18 protein-coding genes are annotated in these 17819 nt (G+C 63.1%); 1 reads left to right on the top strand and 17 read right to left on the bottom strand.

The annotated features are described in order from the left end of the window. The first annotated feature begins 312 nt into the window (after nucleotides 1-312). Nucleotides 313-1008 carry an RDD family protein gene (locus B3349_RS20185; protein WP_291591461.1) on the top strand — a complete coding sequence of 232 codons (696 nt, stop codon included), beginning with the start codon at nucleotides 313-315 and terminating at the stop codon, nucleotides 1006-1008. A gap of 174 nt (nucleotides 1009-1182) precedes the next feature. On the opposite strand, the gene guaA is transcribed toward B3349_RS20185, so the two are convergent. From guaA to B3349_RS20105, 17 genes are all read right to left on the bottom strand, one after another. Next, nucleotides 1183-2799: a glutamine-hydrolyzing GMP synthase gene (gene guaA / locus B3349_RS20180; protein ID WP_291591460.1), complete on the bottom strand. Its 1617-nt coding sequence runs from the start codon at nucleotides 2797-2799 to the stop codon at nucleotides 1183-1185. A 34-nt stretch (nucleotides 2800-2833) separates the two neighbouring features. Next, nucleotides 2834-3268, bottom strand: coding sequence for a type II toxin-antitoxin system VapC family toxin (locus B3349_RS20175; protein ID WP_291591458.1), 435 nt, complete (start codon nucleotides 3266-3268; stop codon nucleotides 2834-2836). Next, nucleotides 3265-3525 carry a type II toxin-antitoxin system Phd/YefM family antitoxin gene (locus tag B3349_RS20170; RefSeq protein ID WP_291591457.1) on the bottom strand — a complete coding sequence of 87 codons (261 nt, stop codon included), beginning with the start codon at nucleotides 3523-3525 and terminating at the stop codon, nucleotides 3265-3267. The genes B3349_RS20175 and B3349_RS20170 overlap by 4 nt, the downstream gene beginning before the upstream one ends. 101 nt (nucleotides 3526-3626) lie before the next feature. Beyond that, nucleotides 3627-5102, bottom strand: coding sequence for an IMP dehydrogenase (gene guaB, locus B3349_RS20165; RefSeq protein ID WP_291591456.1), 1476 nt, complete (start codon nucleotides 5100-5102; stop codon nucleotides 3627-3629). Between the two features lie 396 nt (nucleotides 5103-5498). After that, on the bottom strand, nucleotides 5499-6233 hold the full coding sequence (locus B3349_RS20675) for a 4'-phosphopantetheinyl transferase family protein (protein ID WP_414646952.1): 735 nt from the start codon (nucleotides 6231-6233) through the stop codon (nucleotides 5499-5501). A gap of 62 nt (nucleotides 6234-6295) precedes the next feature. Beyond that, nucleotides 6296-6730, bottom strand: a complete 435-nt coding sequence (locus B3349_RS20160; protein ID WP_291591454.1) for an excinuclease ATPase subunit — start codon at nucleotides 6728-6730, stop codon at nucleotides 6296-6298. Nucleotides 6731-6784: 54 nt separating this feature from the next. After that, complete coding sequence (apeA, locus tag B3349_RS20155; RefSeq protein WP_291591453.1) at nucleotides 6785-7180, bottom strand: ApeA family protein; 396 nt, start codon at nucleotides 7178-7180, stop codon at nucleotides 6785-6787. An 18-nt stretch (nucleotides 7181-7198) separates the two neighbouring features. Then, nucleotides 7199-8443, bottom strand: a complete 1245-nt coding sequence (locus tag B3349_RS20150; RefSeq protein WP_291591452.1) for a beta-ketoacyl-ACP synthase — start codon at nucleotides 8441-8443, stop codon at nucleotides 7199-7201. Next, nucleotides 8440-9183, bottom strand: a complete 744-nt coding sequence (locus B3349_RS20145) for a 3-ketoacyl-ACP reductase FabG2 (protein ID WP_291591449.1) — start codon at nucleotides 9181-9183, stop codon at nucleotides 8440-8442. The genes B3349_RS20150 and B3349_RS20145 overlap by 4 nt, the downstream gene beginning before the upstream one ends. Next, entirely contained in the window at nucleotides 9176-9679 is a 504-nt protein-coding gene (locus B3349_RS20140; protein WP_291591448.1) for a hotdog family protein, read from the bottom strand. The genes B3349_RS20145 and B3349_RS20140 overlap by 8 nt, the downstream gene beginning before the upstream one ends. A 12-nt stretch (nucleotides 9680-9691) precedes the next feature. Beyond that, on the bottom strand, nucleotides 9692-10882 hold the full coding sequence (locus B3349_RS20135) for a beta-ketoacyl-ACP synthase (protein WP_291591445.1): 1191 nt from the start codon (nucleotides 10880-10882) through the stop codon (nucleotides 9692-9694). Then, a complete protein-coding gene (gene apeN, locus B3349_RS20130; protein ID WP_291591444.1) occupies nucleotides 10879-11457 on the bottom strand; it encodes an ApeN family LolB-like membrane protein in 579 nt (192 codons plus the stop codon). Before apeN ends, B3349_RS20135 begins: the two co-directional genes overlap by 4 nt. A 14-nt stretch (nucleotides 11458-11471) precedes the next feature. Beyond that, nucleotides 11472-12713, bottom strand: a complete 1242-nt coding sequence (locus B3349_RS20125; RefSeq protein ID WP_291591442.1) for an NAD(P)/FAD-dependent oxidoreductase — start codon at nucleotides 12711-12713, stop codon at nucleotides 11472-11474. After that, the gene (apeM, locus tag B3349_RS20120) at nucleotides 12710-15151 is read right to left on the bottom strand and encodes an ApeM family transporter (RefSeq protein ID WP_291591440.1); all 2442 of its coding nucleotides are present in this window, start codon (nucleotides 15149-15151) and stop codon (nucleotides 12710-12712) included. The genes B3349_RS20125 and apeM overlap by 4 nt, the downstream gene beginning before the upstream one ends. 12 nt (nucleotides 15152-15163) lie before the next feature. Continuing rightward, nucleotides 15164-15832: an ApeL family LolA-like protein gene (gene apeL / locus B3349_RS20115; RefSeq protein ID WP_291591438.1), complete on the bottom strand. Its 669-nt coding sequence runs from the start codon at nucleotides 15830-15832 to the stop codon at nucleotides 15164-15166. Beyond that, nucleotides 15829-16269, bottom strand: a complete 441-nt coding sequence (locus tag B3349_RS20110; RefSeq protein ID WP_291591437.1) for an acyl-CoA thioesterase — start codon at nucleotides 16267-16269, stop codon at nucleotides 15829-15831. Before B3349_RS20110 ends, apeL begins: the two co-directional genes overlap by 4 nt. Beyond that, nucleotides 16259-17809, bottom strand: coding sequence for an HAL/PAL/TAL family ammonia-lyase (locus tag B3349_RS20105; protein WP_291591436.1), 1551 nt, complete (start codon nucleotides 17807-17809; stop codon nucleotides 16259-16261). Before B3349_RS20105 ends, B3349_RS20110 begins: the two co-directional genes overlap by 11 nt. Nucleotides 17810-17819 lie beyond the last annotated feature (10 nt).

Raw genomic sequence — 17819 nt, 5'->3', positions numbered from 1 at the left:
GACAATCATGCCGGCAGCGGAAACGTTCGAATCCGGATGACCCAAGCCAATTGCATCAATGGCTGATCCATTCTTGCGTGGCTGCCCGCAAGCAGCAGCCCTGGAGGTGCATGCATGGCAAACGGTACGTCCGCGGCCAAGCAAAATGCCCAGCCGCACTGGTCAACAGCCAAACTCTAATTCCCTGGGCTGCGGACAAACCATTCGCTTCATGTCGATCCGAATGCTCTGATCGGGCTGAGAGCAGACAAGAGAACCGGCGTGCTGTGCAGGTAAGATAAAACAAAATGTTTCACTCAGGGAGAAAATCAAATGTTTTGCACCCACTGCGGCACCGCACTGCCTACGCAAGCGCAATTCTGCCAAGCCTGCGGCAAGGCAGTGGCCGCTTCGGCAGCCTCGCCGAATTGGCTGGATGCCCAGGTAAACAAGCCCACCACCTTCAGTGCGCCTGAATCTTTTTCTTCTTCAAAGAGTCAAACGACCGAGGAAACAGACGTCAATCAAGTGCGACCATGGGTTCGGTTCTTTGCGCGGACCATCGACATATCGTTATGGGCAATTACTCTCGGAGTTCTATGGGGGATATTTGCTCCCCAACTACCTATCACAAAGGAAAATGAATACGCAACTGGTCTGCTTGCACTATTCACGTGGGTTTTTGTAGAACCGTTCTGTCTGTCCACATTTGGCACCACGCCAGGCAAGTTCCTGCTCAAGACCCGGTTGATCTACAACGCCCCGCACGCCCTCACCTACGGTCAGGCATTGAAACGCAGCGCCAAAGTCTGGTGGCGAGGCTTGGCCGCAGGATTCCCTTTGATCAACTTGGGCACATTGATTTACGCCTATAGGATGCTCCGTGCGAACGGCCGGACCACCTGGGATGCCGAAGAAGGATTCAGAGTATCCCACGGGCGGATTGGGACAGGGCGTGGCCTCCTCGTGGTTGCCCTTTTACTCGTTTTCTTTGCAGCGCTTGTCGTCGGTTCGATTCCAGAGAACTGACTATATTGCTCAACGCCTCTCCGACAACGGTGAGCAACAGATCCGATAACGCGTCAAAAACTCCCGGGACAAACTGCTTTTGATGCATCCCCTATCAAGGGCTCCATAAAAAAGGCCCGCAATTGCAGGCCTTTTTATCTGCAGTGGAGCGCCACGCTCCACCAGCCAGCGGGATTATTCCCACTCGATGGTTGCAGGCGGCTTGGTGCTCACGTCATAGGTCACGCGGTTGATGCCACGCACCTCATTGATGATGCGGCCGGACACCTTCTTCAGCAGACCATAAGGCAGCTCTGCCCAGTCGGCCGTCATGAAGTCACTGGTCTGCACCGCACGCAAGGCCACCACGTAGTCGTAGGTGCGGCCATCGCCCATCACGCCCACGCTCTTCACAGGCAGGAAGACCGTGAAGGCCTGGCTGGTCAGGTCGTACCAGCTCTTGCCGGTCTTCTCGTCGATCCAGTTGTTCAGCTCTTCGATGAAGATGGCATCGGCGCGGCGCAGCAGGTCCGCGTATTCCTTCTTCACCTCGCCCAGGATGCGCACACCCAGGCCCGGGCCGGGGAAGGGGTGGCGGTAGACCATGCCGCGCGGCAGGCCCAGGGCCACGCCCAGTTCGCGCACTTCGTCCTTGAACAGGTCGCGCAGCGGCTCCAGCAACTTCAGGCCCAGCTGTTCTGGCAGGCCGCCCACATTGTGGTGGCTCTTGATGGTGACAGCCTTCTTGCTCTTGGCACCACCAGACTCGATCACGTCGGGGTAGATCGTGCCCTGGGCCAGGAAGGTCGCGCCCTTGCTGCCGGCGTTGGCCGCCTTGAGCTTGGAGGCTTCGGCCTTGAACACGTCCACAAACAGGCGGCCGATGATCTTGCGCTTTTGCTCGGGCTCGGACACGCCAGCCAGCTCGCCCAGGAACAGGTCGGAAGCATCGACACGCACCACCTTGGCGTGCAGCTTGCCTTCGAACATCTCCATGACCATATCGCCTTCGTTCAGGCGCAGCAGACCGTGGTCCACGAACACGCAGGTCAGCTGGTCGCCGATGGCGCGGTGGATCAGCGCCGCAGCCACCGACGAATCCACGCCACCGGACAAGCCCAGAATCACTTCCTCGTCACCCACCTGTTCACGGATCTTGGCGACCGCTTCTTCGATGTAGTCGCCCATGATCCAGTCGGCCTGTGTGCCGCAGATATCCAGCACAAAGCGGTTCAGCAGCGCCTGGCCCTGCACGGTGTGCGTGACTTCGGGGTGGAATTGCACGGCGTAGTAACGGCGTGCTTCGTCGGCCATGCCGGCGATGGGGCAGCTGGGGGTCGAGGCCATGACCTTGAAGCCGGGAGGCAGCTCGGTGACCTTGTCGCCGTGGCTCATCCAGACCTTGAGCATGCCGTGGCCTTCGGGCGTGACGAAGTCTTCGATGCCCTTGAGCAGTTCGGTGTGGCCATGGGCACGCACTTCGGCGTAACCGAATTCGCGGCTGTTGCTGCCTTCGACCTTGCCGCCCAGCTGGGTGGCCATGGTCTGCATGCCGTAGCAAATGCCCAGCACGGGCAGGCCCAGCTCGAACACGGCGTCCGGTGCGCGGTCGTCCACTTCGTAGACGGACGCGTGGCTGCCGGACAGGATGATGCCCTTGAGCTTGCCATCGGCGGCGAATTCGCGCACCCAGTCGCTGCTCACATCGCAGGGGTGGACTTCGCAGTAGACATGGGCTTCGCGCACGCGGCGGGCAATCAGCTGTGTGACCTGAGAGCCGAAGTCCAGAATGAGTATCTTGTCGTGTTGCATGGTGTTCAAGGGCAAGAGGGTGACAAAAAAGGGGCTAGAAATCTTCTGGCGCCAGCAGCGCGACGCCGCGTTTGCGGGCGGCGGCGATCTGGGCGGCATCGAATGTGGCAAGTGGCAGGCGCAGCGACTGCGCCAGCCACAGGTAAGCAGCGTCGTAGGTGGGCAAACCCGTGTCCAGCGCCACATCCAGCACGGCTTTGTGCTGGGCGGGTGCCAGATCGTGCAGCTCCACGCGGTGGCGGATGGCTTCCAGCACGCCCCACAGGCCTTCGACAGACCCATGCGGAATGCGGCCATTATTCACACCCGAGGCGATCAGATTGCCGCATTCCCACTGCCAGAGATTGGGGGCTTGCGGATCGACCTCATCGCGGCGGATGCGGGTGTACAGGCGCTCGGTGTGGCGGCTGGCATGTTCGGGCAGCAGCCAGGCAGCGGTGACAGAAGCATCCAGAATGAAAGCGCTCATGCCACGCTCCGTCCGGTCTGGCGCAGCGGGGCCACCGTGTCCACCGCCGTGGCTGGGCGGACGGAGCGCTGCAGCGCCTGGATCTGCTCCAGCTCGCGGGCGATCTGTTCATCGGTGATCACCGGTTTGCGGCGCACCGGCAGCATGCGCACCACTTCCTTGCCGTGGCGCGTGATGCGCACTTCCTCGCCCTGCTCGACCAGTTCGATCAAGGCAGAGAAACGGGTCTTGGCTTCGTAGATGCCGACGGATTGCATAAAGTGGCTGCGCAAAAAAGAAAAATCTGGCCTGACATTGGAATCAGACCAGATTTTAACATTCAGACCAGAATTTGCAATCTGGTCAGATTGAGTGGAACTCAGTCGGCGCGGTAATTGGGCGCTTCCTTGGTGATCTGCACATCGTGCACGTGGGATTCACGGATGCCGGCCGCCGTGATCTCCACGAACTCGGCGCGTTCGTTCATCTCGGCAATCGTGGCGCAACCGCAGTAGCCCATGGAGGCGCGCACGCCGCCGGCCATCTGGTAGACGATGGAGACCATGGAACCCTTGTAGGGCACGCGGCCTTCAATGCCTTCAGGCACCAGCTTGTCGGCATTGGGGTTGCCGGTGGAAGATTCCTGGAAGTAGCGGTCGGCCGAGCCTTGCTGCATGGCACCGATCGAGCCCATGCCACGGTAGCTCTTATACGAGCGGCCTTGGTACAGAATCACTTCACCCGGTGCTTCTTCGGTACCGGCGAACATGCCGCCCATCATGATGGTGGAGGCACCAGCGGCCAGGGCCTTGGCGATGTCACCCGAGAAACGGATACCACCGTCACCGATCAGCGGCACGCCTGTGCCCTTCAGTGCCTGGGCCACGTTGTCGATGGCCATGATCTGGGGCACGCCCACACCTGCCACGATACGAGTGGTGCAGATGGAGCCCGGGCCGATACCGACCTTCACGCCGTCGGCACCGGCTTCCACCAGTGCCAGCGCAGCCGCGCCGGTGGCGATATTGCCGCCGATCACGTCCACCTGCGGGTAGTGCTGCTTGACCCAGCGCACGCGGTCGATCACACCCTTGGAGTGGCCATGTGCCGTGTCCACCACCAGCGCATCCACACCGGCCTTGACCAGCAGTTCCACGCGCTCTTCGGTGCCAGCACCCACGCCCACGGCAGCGGCCACACGCAGGCGGCCGGCGGAGTCACGCGCCGCATTGGGGAAGGTGGTCTGCTTGTTGATGTCCTTGACCGTGATCAGGCCCTTGAGTTCAAAGGCATCGTTGACCACCAGAATACGTTCGAGCTTGTGCTTGTTCAGCAGCGCCTTGGCCTGTGCCGGGGTGGTGCCGTCTTTTTCGTTGACGGTGATGAGCTTTTCGCGCGGCGTCATGATCTCGCGGACCTTGACGTCGTAGCGCGTCTCGAAGCGCACATCGCGGCTGGTCACAATGCCGACCACCTTGCCGCCATCGCACACGGGGAAGCCGGAGATGCCGCGCTCTTCCGACAGCTGCAGCACTTGCAGCACGGTGTGCTCGGGGGTGATGACCACGGGATCGTGCACCACACCGGATTCGTGGCGCTTGACCTTGGACACTTCGGCGGCTTGCTGCTCGGCCGTCATGTTCTTGTGGATCACGCCAATGCCGCCTTCCTGGGCAATGGCAATCGCCAGACGCGCTTCTGTCACAGTGTCCATCGCGGCCGAAACCAGGGGCAGGTTCAGCGTGATGTTGCGCGTGAATTGGGTGGAGAGAGAAACGTCCTTAGGCAGGACTTCAGAGAATGCGGGAACCAGCAGAACGTCGTCGAACGTCAGTGCTTTACCGAGAAGGCGCATGTGAAAGCTCCAAAAGAAAGATTGTACCTGCCCTCTGATTCCCTTTGCCAACGGATAGCCCAGTCCCCATGCATGATGCCCCTGAACTGCCCCGCTCTCTACGCCCACCGCCAACTTCTGCTAGCACGGGAAAACACCCATTCAAGCACTGTACATCCCCCGAAACGATGGAGGAACGGCAGCGGCCATCATGATGCGGTCAGCCTTATCCCGGCCAGAACCGCTCCTTACCCGACACGCCCCTGCCCGATGCCGGGCCACGCCACAGCACCGGATGAGCGAAGCTTGGGGGGATGCGATGCCACACCCAAAGCAAGTGAGCCAGCAAACCAGAGCAGTCAGGCACCAAACTTCCCAATGCAAGCGGTGACCAACAATGTCTTCTTTCCTTACTTTTCAGTATGGCTCCGACCTCTGCGTCACCGCTAACAGGCGCCATTCTGTAACGCTGCGCCAACCCAATTCGGCACCGGTCACACAAGGCGTAAGGGCTGGCAGCGGGCTGCAGGCACACAGAGCCATGCACACCACTGCGCCGTCCTCCGTCCACGACTGCCACACACGTGCATGTGCCTGGGGCAGGCGGTGCGCCCGAGCAACCACAGGCACATCCGGCGTGGAATCGCCGTGGCGAACATGCCATGCACTGTGGCGAATGCGTGCCAAATCAAGCCCTGTGCCCAGGCATTTGAAATACGCCTCTTTCAGGCACCAAAGTTGTAAAAAGCACTGCTGCTGCGTCTCGGTAGGATGCGACAGCACCCAATCCAGCTCCGAAGGCGCACACACCAGCGCCGCCAGAGCCTGCACATCACGCTGTCGGTCCGCTGCTTGCACCTCCAGATCCACGCCGACCGCCACCGGCGCCTTGGCGCAGGCAATCCAGCCTCCGCTGTGCGACAGGGACAGCCATGGAACCGGGCTCAGGTCAACCCGGCCCCCATCCCGCTCCACCCATGGAGCACGAGCCGCGCAACTGCCCAACGACCAAGTGTTCGGAGCTCCACCGTCTGCCGCCAGCAACTGCCGCAACGCAAAGCGACACGCCACAAACAAAGACTGGCGGGCCGCTGTTCGCAGTCCCGCCAGTCTGTGCTGCTCTGAATCACTCAGCCACCCGGGGCACTCCATGCCCGCCTGCTCCGCCATGGCGACCTGCGGGGCCAGCAACAGCCCCCAGGGGGCTGCTGCCATCACTTCGCTACGCGGGCGTATGTGCCCTTCAGCGCCACCCCTATGACGACATTGCCGGCATGGCATTCGAAGTTCACAGGGTCCTTTTTCGGGTTGCGCTTGTAGAAGCTGTGCAGGTCCACCACCGCATTGGCGTCCTTTTGTTTCGCAGAAGCCTCGAAAGCCATCAGCGCCGACAGCGCCGCCCATTTGCAGGCGGCGGCATCGTCCTTGCCCACCCCATTGGTCTTCTTGTTGGAGACATCATCGCCCAATTGGGCACTGACCCGGGGGGTCGCTGCACCAGACAGATAGAACTTCACACTTCCATCCAGCTTGCCCAGGTCCAGGCCCATTTGCACCACATCCGCCAGCGGCAGCACCACCACGTCGTCGCGTGCGTGAGCCAGCGTGGTTGCGGCCAAGGCCAGCAACGTCAATGCCATCTTCTTCATGTCCTACCCTCTCCCTTCAAAGGCGTTGTTATCAGCAAAGTGCGCACGTTCCCCTCACGCCGTACCGATTCGTTTCATCAGGTTGCGAACCCAGCGGTTGTAATTGGGATGGATTTTGCGCACGCCGTTCGCCTCGGCAAAATCCAGATTCACGCTGCTCAGGTAGTCAATCTTGTAGCCTGTGGCGTCATATTGCACGGCAATCGTGACCTGGTGCTTGCCTTGTTTGTCATACAGCAGCTCCAGGCGTCCTGCCTCATCTTTGCTCACCACCCAGCCCAGCGACTGCCCTGCCGCCACAATGCGGTCACGCAACTGCTGCGGTGTCGGTTCCGCCGCTGATGCCCACAGCATCTTTGGTGGCTCATAGATTTCGGTGTTGCGTGCCATCGCACTGCCCACGGCCACAGCCATCACCACGCCCAAGGCGATTTGGCGTATCGTTTTCATGATTACTCTCCTTGTGATTTACGGGTTCCAGCGCCGAAAGATCAGCGATGTATTGATGCCGCCGAAAGCAAAGTTGTTGCTCATCACCACATCAGTGTGCAGTGCGCGCGGCGTATCCATGATGTAGTCCAGCGCCCCGCAGCGCGGGTCTGGTTGTGCGAGATTGGCGTTGGCAGCAAACCAGCCTTCGCGCATCATCTCGATGGTCATCCACGCCTCCAGAGCACCGCACGCACCCAATGTGTGCCCCATATAACCCTTGAGCGTGCTGACCGGCACGCGGCCGCCGAACAACTGGTGCGTGGCCTGCGACTCGGCAATATCCCCCTGGTCGGTGGCTGTTCCGTGGGCATTGATATAGCCCACGGCCTCCGGTGCCAGGCCTGCATCGTCCAGTGCCATGCGCATCGCCTGTGCCATGGTGGTGGGATTGGGGTGGGTGACATGGGTGCCATCGGAATTGCTGGCAAAGCCAATCAACTCCGCATGAATGTGCGCGCCGCGCGCCTGCGCATGTTCCAGCTCTTCCAGTACGAAGGTGCATGCCCCTTCGCCCAGCACCAGGCCATCACGCTGCGCATCAAAGGGACGCGGTGTCAGCTCCGGGGTGTCGTTCTTCAGGCTGGTGGCAAACAGGGTGTCAAAAACGGCCGCCTGGGTTGCATCCAGCTCCTCGGCACCGCCTGCCAGCATGGCCAATTGCTTGCCACTTTGGATCGCCTCGAAGGCATAGCCCAACCCCTGGCTGCCCGAAGTACAGGCACTGGACGTGGTGATGATGCGCCCCGTGGTGCCAAAGAACACACCGATGTTGACTGCCGCCGTGTGCGACATCATCTTGATGTAGGTATTGGCGTTGATCCCCTCGGTACTTTTCTCGGCCATCATGCGGCCAAAGTCACCGATGGCCGCCGGGGTGCCGGCCGATGAACCGTAGGACACTCCCATCTGCCCGCTCTTGACCAAGGGATCGCCCAGCAGACCCGCATCTTCCAGCGCCAGCTCACTCGCCCGTGTGGCCATCAGCGCCACACGCCCCATGCTGCGCATGGTCTTGCGGTTGTAATGTGCCGGCAGATTGAACTCTGGCACGGTGCTCCCGAGCTGGGTGTTCAGGCCATCATAGGCCTTCCATTCGTCCATCACGCGGATGGCCGTGCGGCCCGCGCGCAACCGCTCACGTACCGTGGACCAGTCATGCCCCAGGGGGCTCAGTGCGCCAATGCCGGTGACGACCACGCGCCGTTTGCTGCTTGCGCTCATCCGATCATGCCCCCATTGACGGAGATGACCTGGCGCGTGATGTATGACGCATCTTTCCCCATCAGAAATGCCACCAGGGCTGCCACTTCCTCCACCTGTCCCATGCGGCGCATGGGGATCAGCTCCAGCGCGTGTTCCAGTACCTCGTCGTTGACCATGTCGGTATCAATCAGGCCCGGCGCCACACAGTTGACAGTGATCTCGCGCTTGGCCAGCTCGATGGCCAGCGATTTGGTTGCGGCAATCACCCCGGCCTTGGCGGCGCTGTAATTGGTCTGTCCCCGGTTGCCCATCAGGGCCGATACTGAAGCCAGCGTGACAATGCGCCCCGGCTGGCGACGGCGCACCATGGGCATGACGATGGGGTGCAGCACGTTGTAGAAGGCATCCAGATTGGAGTGCACCACGGCGTCCCACTCTTCACCCGTCATGGCAGGAAAGGCGTTGTCCTGGGCGATGCCGGCATTGCAGACCACGCCGTAGTACGCGCCGTGGGCAGCCATATCAGCCTCCAGTTGCTGGGCACATGCTGCACGGTCGGCCACATCAAATTGCAGCACGCGGGCTTGTCGGCCCAACGCCTGGATGGCCTCCACCGTCTGCTGTGCCTGTTCGCGTCCGCTGCGGCAATGCACCACGATGTCAAAACCATCGCGCGCCAGGCGCATGGCAATCGCGCGGCCAATGCCCCGGCTGGACCCGGTCACCAACACGGTGGTGGTTTGGTGGGTCTCATTCATCTTGTTCACTCACTCCCTGTTTTTCCAGCGCGTGAATATATGCGCTTCCATCCTCGGGCTCGTACACCGAGATGCGTGCCTGTGCCAGCACACACTCCTGTCCGCGATCCCCTTCCGCCCCTCCCTGCACAATCTCGCAGGCGAACATGCCCAAGCCGTTCTCCCCCACCAGTTCACTGCGCACCCGCACAAGCAGCACCGCCCCCGGGGCGAAATGGCCGCATGCAGCCTGATACTTGCGTGTGCCCAGCAGGAACCCGAGCTTCACCGCCCTCTGGGCTTGCAGAGCCTGCCAGCCCGCCCAGGCGGCCACAGTCTGGGCCATGTACTCCATCCCCACCCAGGCCGGCATACCAGCATCCTGCACAAACAGTCCATCGCGGGAGACCGTCACCTGGGCCTCGGCGCCCTCGGCATCGGCATGCAGCAGGCGCTCAAGCAGCAGCATCACCCCCCGGTGGGGGACATAGTTCTCAATGGGTAAAAACACACTCATCTGGATCGCCCCTCAGGCAGTCGCCAGTAGCAAGGCACAGTTGCTGCCGCCAAAGGCAAAGGAATTGCTCAGCACCGCACGGGGCGCGCGGCCCAGGGACATACCAGGCTGCACCACGCGCAGCGCAGGCAACTGCGGATCGGGCACACCATCCCACCAGTGCACGGGCAGCCGCCCCTTGGGATTGTCCTGCAACAGTTGCCAGGCCATCGCGGCCTCCAGCGCACCGGCTGCAGCCAGCGCGTGGCCAGTCAGGGGCTTGGTGGAGCTCACGGGAACCTGGTCGCCCAGCACCTGGCGCACGGCCAAGCTTTCCATGGCATCGTTGTGCACCGTGGCCGTCCCATGCAGATTGACATAATCCACATCCTGCGGTCGCAAGCCCGCGCGCTGCAGCGACAGTTGCATGGCCGCTGCCGCGCCCTGCCCACTGGGATCGGGAGCTGACATATGGTGGGCGTCCTGCGTCTCTCCCCAGCCGGCCAGCCATACGGGAGACTCTTGCCGTGTCAACAGGCAAAAAGCCGCACCTTCCCCCAGATTGATCCCCCTGCGCTGCGCAGACAGCGGATTGCAGCGCACTTCCGACACGGCTTCCAGTGCGCTGAAGCCCGCCACGGTAAAGGCGCACAGCGCATCCACCCCACCGGCGACCACGGCGTCAACCAGTCCCGCCTGCAGCCAACGCGCAGCCGACGCCAGCGCCTTCGCCCCCGAAGAGCATGCCGTGGAGATGGTGTGTGCCGGGCCCTGAACACCCAGGTGCTGGGCCAGGAAGGCCGCCACATTGCCCATCTCCTGCACCGCATAGTCAAAATCCTGCGGAAACTGCTGCTGCGCGCGCCAGTGTGTCGCGGCCTGCGCACCTTCTTGCACCCCGGCCGTGCTGGTGCCCACCACCACGGCCACCCGGTGCGCACCCCAGCGACCAATCGCCTGGTCAATGTCTGCGCGCAACTGCTGGGCCACCGACCAAGCCAGCGCGTTGTTGCGCGAACGTTGCTCCGGTGGCGCGAAATCCAGCGCAGGCAATTGCAGCTGTGCGGGCAAACACCCCAGCGGCAGGCTGCGACCAGGGGAATAGCGGTCGGTAGTCTGCAAGCTGCAGGGATCTTGCTCGGCCCACATGCCGGCGCGCAAGCTGGCCGCATCGCCACCCAGGGCACTGCAGGCCGCCATCGCTGGGATATATACACGGCTCATGGCGCCTCCTGTCCTACCGCACAAGGTTGCAAGCCACCGGGTGATGCCACATGCAGGCTCCAGCCTGCCGGCACATAGCGGATATCGAATGCCCCGGCTCCGGCTGCCAGCACATCCGTCCGCACCTGCCCCTTGTAAGACAGGAGCCGCCCCTGCGCCGCCTCCTGCACCTGCCACCCGGCAGGCAGTGCCTGCGCAATGGCGGCCACCGGCCACAATGCCAGCTGCAGGTCACTCAGCACTTGGGCAGGCGGCAGCTGCGCAGGCCACCAGCGTGACAGCTCGGTCTGCAGTTGCTGGCCATCCCAGTGCAGCACCCCCATGCGCTGCCCCATATGGAAAAGGGCCAGATGCACGGCCTGCCCATCCACTTCCAGCAATGCATCCAGCGTCTGCACAGCTGCGCTGGGCGGCTGCACCGTAAGTTGCTGCTGCACCGCCACACTGCACCCCAGCGCGGCCGGAGCCAGCGCAAGCTGCAGTGGCGCTGCGCCAGTAGCCACCGGGCCGCTGGCACAACCGGTCAGCACACAGACCGCCACACAGGCACTCCAGGCCGAGAGTGGCGCAACCAAACCAGGCATTTTCATCATGCGGCCACGGCCCCACACAGGTCGCGCAGCACACCCAGGCGGCGCTGTGGCTCAGCCACATAGGGGTTGTCCGCATCCCAGGCGTAGCCCGCCAGGATGGATGAGATCATGCGACGTATCTCCGGCGCGTGCGGCTCATGGAAGATCACATCCTGAAAGCCGCCGTCGTACCAACCCTGCACAAAAGCGCGGAAAGTGTCGACGCCGGCCTGCAGCGGTACGGCATAGTCCGTCTGCCAATCCACGGCCTCGCCCTGCCACATGCGCGCAATGCAGCCGGCCGCCAGGCTGGCGGACTTGAAGGCGATGGTGACACCGCTGGAGAACACCGGATCCAGAAACTCGCCCGCATTGCCCAGCAGGGCATAACCGTTGCCCCACAGCGAAGTCACATTGGCAGAATAGCCCGTGATGGATCGCCCAGGGCTGTCCCACCGGGCATTGCGCAACACATGCAACAGGCTGGGCGCTTGGGCAATGATGGCACGCAGGCGCTCCACTTCCGAGCCCTGGTAGCGGGCCAGGAATTCCGGAGTGGCCACCACGCCCTGCGAGCAACGGCCGTTCGAGAACGGGATGGTCCAGAACCACACATCCCGGTGCTCTGGATGCACCGAGATCAGAATCTTGTTGCGGTCCATGTCCTGGTGCGCGATACGGTCCTCGACATGGGTAAAGAGGGCCCCACGCACCGGAAAATCCGAAGGATATTCCAGGTCCAGCATGCGTGGCAGGATGCGCGCAAAGCCGCTGGCATCCAGCAGATAGCGGGCCTGTACCACATATTCTTCCCCTTCGGGCGATCGAACTCTCACCTGCGGCTGGATACCGCTGACATCCACCGCCACCACGGTGTGGCGGTAACGGATTTCGGTACCGGCTTTCTCCGCCGCATCCGCCAGTACCTTGTCGAAATGACCGCGCTGCACCTGGTAGGTCGTACCCCAGCCTGGCGAGAATTTGTCGCGAAAGTCAAAGTCCGTGTGCTGCTCGCCTCTGGCAAAAGCCGCGCCATTCTTGTACTGGAAGCCCGCTTCCACCACGTCCTGCAGCATGCCCGCTTGCGCGATGTATTCCATGCTCTGTGGCAGCAGGCTTTCGCCAATCGAAAAACGGGGGAAGGTCTCTTTTTCCAGAATCAGCACCTGGCGTCCCTGCCGGCGCAACAGGCCTGCGGCCACCGCCCCCGAAGGGCCGGCGCCAATGATCAAAATCTCGGTCTGCTCCATCCGTGTCATCTCCTCACTCCTTTGTGGCAAGGGGTTGTACCCTCTCCCTTGCCAGGTGCGGCTTGCTCTCGATCAAGCAATGGTGGCGCGCCAGCGCCGGCTGCCGCAGTGTCCGCGCGAAAGAGCGGCGCCAGCACCAGAACCAGCGGCAGGCCCAGCATCAGCGTCACGCCAAAGGCGCGCAGCGCGGGCGTGCTGGACAGGCCCAGCAAACCGAAGGACAGCCAGGTGCTTCCCGCGCCGATGACCACGGCCAGCCAGGCATGGGGATCGCCCTCGTGCTCCTGCAGGAAAATGCCGTAATCAATACCAACCCCCAACAGCAGCATCAGCGCCAGCACGTTGAACAACTGCCAGGGCAGGCCCCAGACCGCCATCACGGCCACCACCGCCAGGCTGGCCATCACCGTCGGCACCCAGGCACGCAAGGCCTTGCGTCCGAAGCGCAGCCACAAGGCGCCCAGGACCAGGACGTGGCCCAACACCAGCAACTCGGTCATGGAAACGCGATAGCGCTGCAGCAGGCCCGAGATTTCCGCAGGCTTGTCCACCCAGGCCACTCCTTCCAGCCCCTGGGCCGCAGCAGCCAGCGCAGGCAGTGCCGCCTGACCCTGCACGCCACGCAGCATCAGCAAGCTGCGCATGGCACCGCCATCCGCACCCAGCCACAAAGGCCTGACCGCAGCGGCAATGGGCTGAGCCAGCCAGTCCGACAGCGTCAAAGGAGGCACGAAGGCCGCAACCGGGGCTTCAAAGGCCTCGCCCAGCTGCGCATTGATGCCCCGCAGCACATCGGCTTGGACGCTGCGCACCAGGGCCACATCCTGTGCTTGGCGCTGCGCGGAAGGCACCCAATCCGATACCGCCGCATAGCCATCCAGCAGGTGCTGCTGCACCAGCGCATCCAGCCGAACCTTGAGCGCTTCTTCGCGCTGCAACACCTGCTGTGCGTCGCTGCCTTTGACCAGATAGAACTGCGCCGGGCTGGGCAGGCCCAGCATCTCACCCACCTGCCGTTGCTGCGCCACCAGGGCCGGCGATCCGTTTTGCAGCTGGCGCACGTCGTCCTGGATGTTGACGCCACCACCCAGCCACAGCGCAGCGGCCATCGCCACGCACAGCAGTGCCGATCCCCAGGCAGCACCACGCCAACGCGGCCATGCATTGAGCGTCAGGCCTATGCGCTGGGCAATGCGGCTTTGTGGCACCTTGCCGCTGTCCAGCCACGGAAACCAGCACACCACCGTCAACATGGCGGCAGTCAGTCCCACCACGGAAAACAGCGCCATCTGCCGCAGCCCCGGAAAAGCAGCCGTACCCAGTGCCACATAGGCGATCGCACTGGTGCCCAGTGCCAGCCACAGCGCGGGCTGCAGTGCCCGCATCAACGCATGGGGTGTACGCTCAGGGGCGCCCTGGCGCGCAGCGAAATAGTGAATGCCATAGTCTTCGGCCACGCCCACCAGGCTGGCGCCAAATACCAGGGTCAGCAAATGCACCTGCTCAAAGCAGATGGCCGTCACCGACAATGCGACCGCCGTGCCCACCAGGAGTGACAGGCCCACCAATGCCACCGGCCGCACCGAGCGGAACGCCAACCAGACCAGCAGCAACACACCGGCCAGCGAGCCCCAGCCAATGGTGTTGATCTCGCCGTGGGCCTGGGTGGCCGCAGCTTCGGCATGCAGTGGCACACCAGCCAACAGCAGCTGGGCGTCGGGCCATTGCTGGCGCACCTGGGCCAATGCGGCCTGCATGGCCTCCTGCAAAATAGGTTCGCCCGACAGGCGAAAGGCAGAACCTGACAAGCCATACTGCAGCAGCACCCACTGGCGATTCTGTGCCGCCAGCCACAGCTCTCCATCGCGTGGTCGCGCCTGGCTCTGTGCGGCGCGGGCCGTCCACCACTGCGTCCACAAGCCCAAGGGGTCGCTGACCCAATCGGTCAGCCGGGCCTGCATGCCGGGCTGGTACAGATCCTGCAACGCTTGCTGCACCAGTGCCTCGCGCGGCGTGTGCAGCAAGTGCTCACGCTGGTGCGGGGTAAGCAGCGCCTGCCGCCAGGGCTGGTAGAAATCCAGCGCCGACCGCATCGAGGTCTGCTGCGCCAGCGGCTCTTCGCGCAGCGGCGCACGCTGTTGCCGCACCAGGCTGTGGCGAAACACCTGGGCGGCCTGGCGACTGTCAGACCACTGCGCCGTGCCCAGCAACACCACCACCTGGCGTGACAGCTGCTCGGACAGTTGCTGTGTGGCACGTGCCACATCCGGAGCCTGCTCGTTCAACGGCAGCAAGGCCAGCACATCGGTGTCGATGCGGTTCTGCTGCCAAAAATGCCACTGGTGCCCGGCCACCGCCAGCACCACCAGCAGCCAGGCAAACGCCGCCCCACGCCACAGGCGGCCAGGGCCTGCTGCAGACCCAGTGGAGGAAGGAGAAAGGTGCATGCAGTTCAGGCTTTACTCAAAAAGTGGAGCATCCTGTGCACGCAGCGCTTTTTCTGCGACGGGATTCTGTATCAGAATCTGGCTGTGATCGCCACGCGCTTCCTGCAGCTGCACCTCCTGCACAAACTGCTGACCGCGCAGGTCTACCGCCTGCAGCCATTGCGCCAGCATGGCGTCGCGTGGCACCAGGTGCAGCGTCCAGTTGCCTGCCTGCACCTGCCCGGTCACCTCGAAATATTGGCCCAGCTGTTCCAGGTCGGCTGCCATCACGGCAAACAACATGGCATTGATGGTGCGCAGCACCGGCTCATCCTGCGCCTTCATCTGCATGGCCACGCGGCCATCCGCGCCGCGTGACAGCAGGCTGTCTGGCTTGACGATCAGGGTCGATGCGAACGGCTTGCGCACCAGCCAGGCAATGCCTTTGCCCCGTGCCGCCACAAAATCGCCCGACGACTGCAGAGGCTGCTTGAAGCCCTGTACCGTCTTGCGCTGCGTGAACTGCCCACGCACCACCGGTGCGTCCTGCACGCGCTGGCGCACCTGTGCCAGCAGGGTCTGCACGGCCGGTGTTTCTGCTTTCGCCGCAGCGGCCGGTGCCGCCTGCACCGCCGAAAAACCTATCAGACTTGCACAGACCGCCAGCAAGGCGCCCACGCACGACCGCGGCACCCGCTTCATGGCTGCACTCCCAGGCGTTCCCAGAGCACCGGGGGGCAGACAAAGCACATCTCACGGGTTTGCATATTCACCGCCACCTGGATGGTATGGGCCGTGTTGACCTTCTTTCCCGTGGCTGCATCGCGGATAACGTAGTCGATGCGCAGGCGGTTTTCCCACTCGGTGATGCTGGCACGCACCTTGAGCTTCTGCCCGAACAGCGCCGGGCGCACATACTTGAGGCGCATGTCCACCACCGGCCAGCCATAGCCGGAATCGCGCATCCGTGGATAGTCGTAGTCGAACTGGGCAAGCAGCGCGCTGCGTGCCAGCTCCAGGTAACGCACATAGTGCCCGTGGTAGACGATCTCCATCACATCGATGTCGTAGAACGCAGGGACCACGTCGATCTCGCAGCTCAGTCGCTCCCGCGAAGCGATTTCTGGTTCAGTGGGCATACAGGCTCCAGGCGCGATCGCGAATATCCACCAGCAGACGCTGCAGATCCTGGTCCAGCGCACGGTCTTCCTCCACCAGCGGCACGCGGGCGGCCAGGTCCGCAATCCAGGAGCGTACTGCCGCCCCCACGGGCACATCGGCCTGCACGCGCTGGCGCAAGGTCACAGCCTGGCGTGCTGCAATCAGCATGGCGGCCACTACCTGCTCCGTCAGCTCCAGCACCCGCAGCGCATCGCGCGCGGCAATCGTGCCCATGCTGACCTTGTCCTGGTTGTGGCATTCGGTGGAACGCGAGAACACCGAAGCCGGCATGGTCTGCTTGAGTGCCTCGGCCGTCCAGGCCGACACGCTAATCTGCACCGCCTTGAGCCCGTGGTTGATGGCCTGGCGTTCGCCCTGGACGGCGGAAAGGTTGGATGGCAGTCCCTGGCTGTAGCGCGTGTCCACCAGCTGGGCCAGCTGGCGATCCAGCAAATCGGCCACATTGGCCACGGCGTTCTTCAGTCCATCCATGGCGAAAGCAATGTGACCACCGTAGAAATGGCCGCCGTGCAGCACACGTTCCTGCCCGGGATCGATCAGCGGGTTGTCGTTGGCCGAGTTCAGCTCACCCTCCACCAGCTGGCGCATAAAGGGCAGTGCGTCTTCCAGCACCCCGATCACATGCGGGGCGCAGCGCAGCGAATAGCGGTCCTGCAGTCGGTGGGAATTGCGCAGCGGTGCCTCGGCCACCAGGTCGGAGCGGATGCGCGCAGCCGCCCGTTGCTGGCCAGGGTGCGGCTTGGCGGCAAACAGGGTCTCATCGAAATGGTGGGCGTTGCCGGCGATGCCCACGACATTGGCTGCCGTGATGCGGCAGGCGAGCTGGGCCACATACTGGGCGCGCTGCCAGGCCAGGCAGGCCAGCGCGGTCATCACCGCCGTGCCGTTCATCAACGCCAGGCCTTCCTTGGGCCGCAGCCGCAATGGAGTGACACCAGTCAGCGCTAGGGCATCCGCGGCAGACATGCGTTCATTTTGAAAGAGCACCTCGCGTTCGCCACACAAGGCTGCAGCAACATACGACAACGGCGTCAGATCGCCGCTGGCGCCCACCGAGCCTTCGGCCGGGATCAGCGGCAAGATGTCCTGCTGCAGCAGGTGCTCCAGCTGCTGCAGCAGCGCCCAGCTCACCCCCGACATGCCTTGCGCCAGCGATGCCATGCGACAGGCCAGCACTGCGCGTGTCTCTACCGGCGTCAGCCAGCGGCCTGCACCGCAGCCGTGGTAGGCATACAGATGGTGCGGCAGCTCGGGCACCAGCATGGGAGGGATTTCCACCGTGCACGAATCGCCATAGCCCGTGGTCACGCCATAGACCACACCGTCTTCGGCCAGCAGGCGGTCCAGAAAATCGGCGCCTTGCTGGATGCGCGTACGAAACGTGGGCTCGGGCGACAGCGCGGCCTGTGCCTGCTGGTGGGCAATGGCATGGATCTGCTCGATCTGCAGGGGTGTGCCATCAAAAAAGATGAGCACAGGGCGGGCATTCTGGGTCATACGAAATCAC

Origin of the sequence: Comamonas sp. UBA7528 (genome assembly GCF_002479375.1) — a bacterium.
Lineage (GTDB): Bacteria > Pseudomonadota > Gammaproteobacteria > Burkholderiales > Burkholderiaceae_C > Comamonas.
The sequence above is the reverse complement of the archived record's forward strand: the minus strand, read 5'-3'. Positions and strand labels throughout refer to the sequence as shown.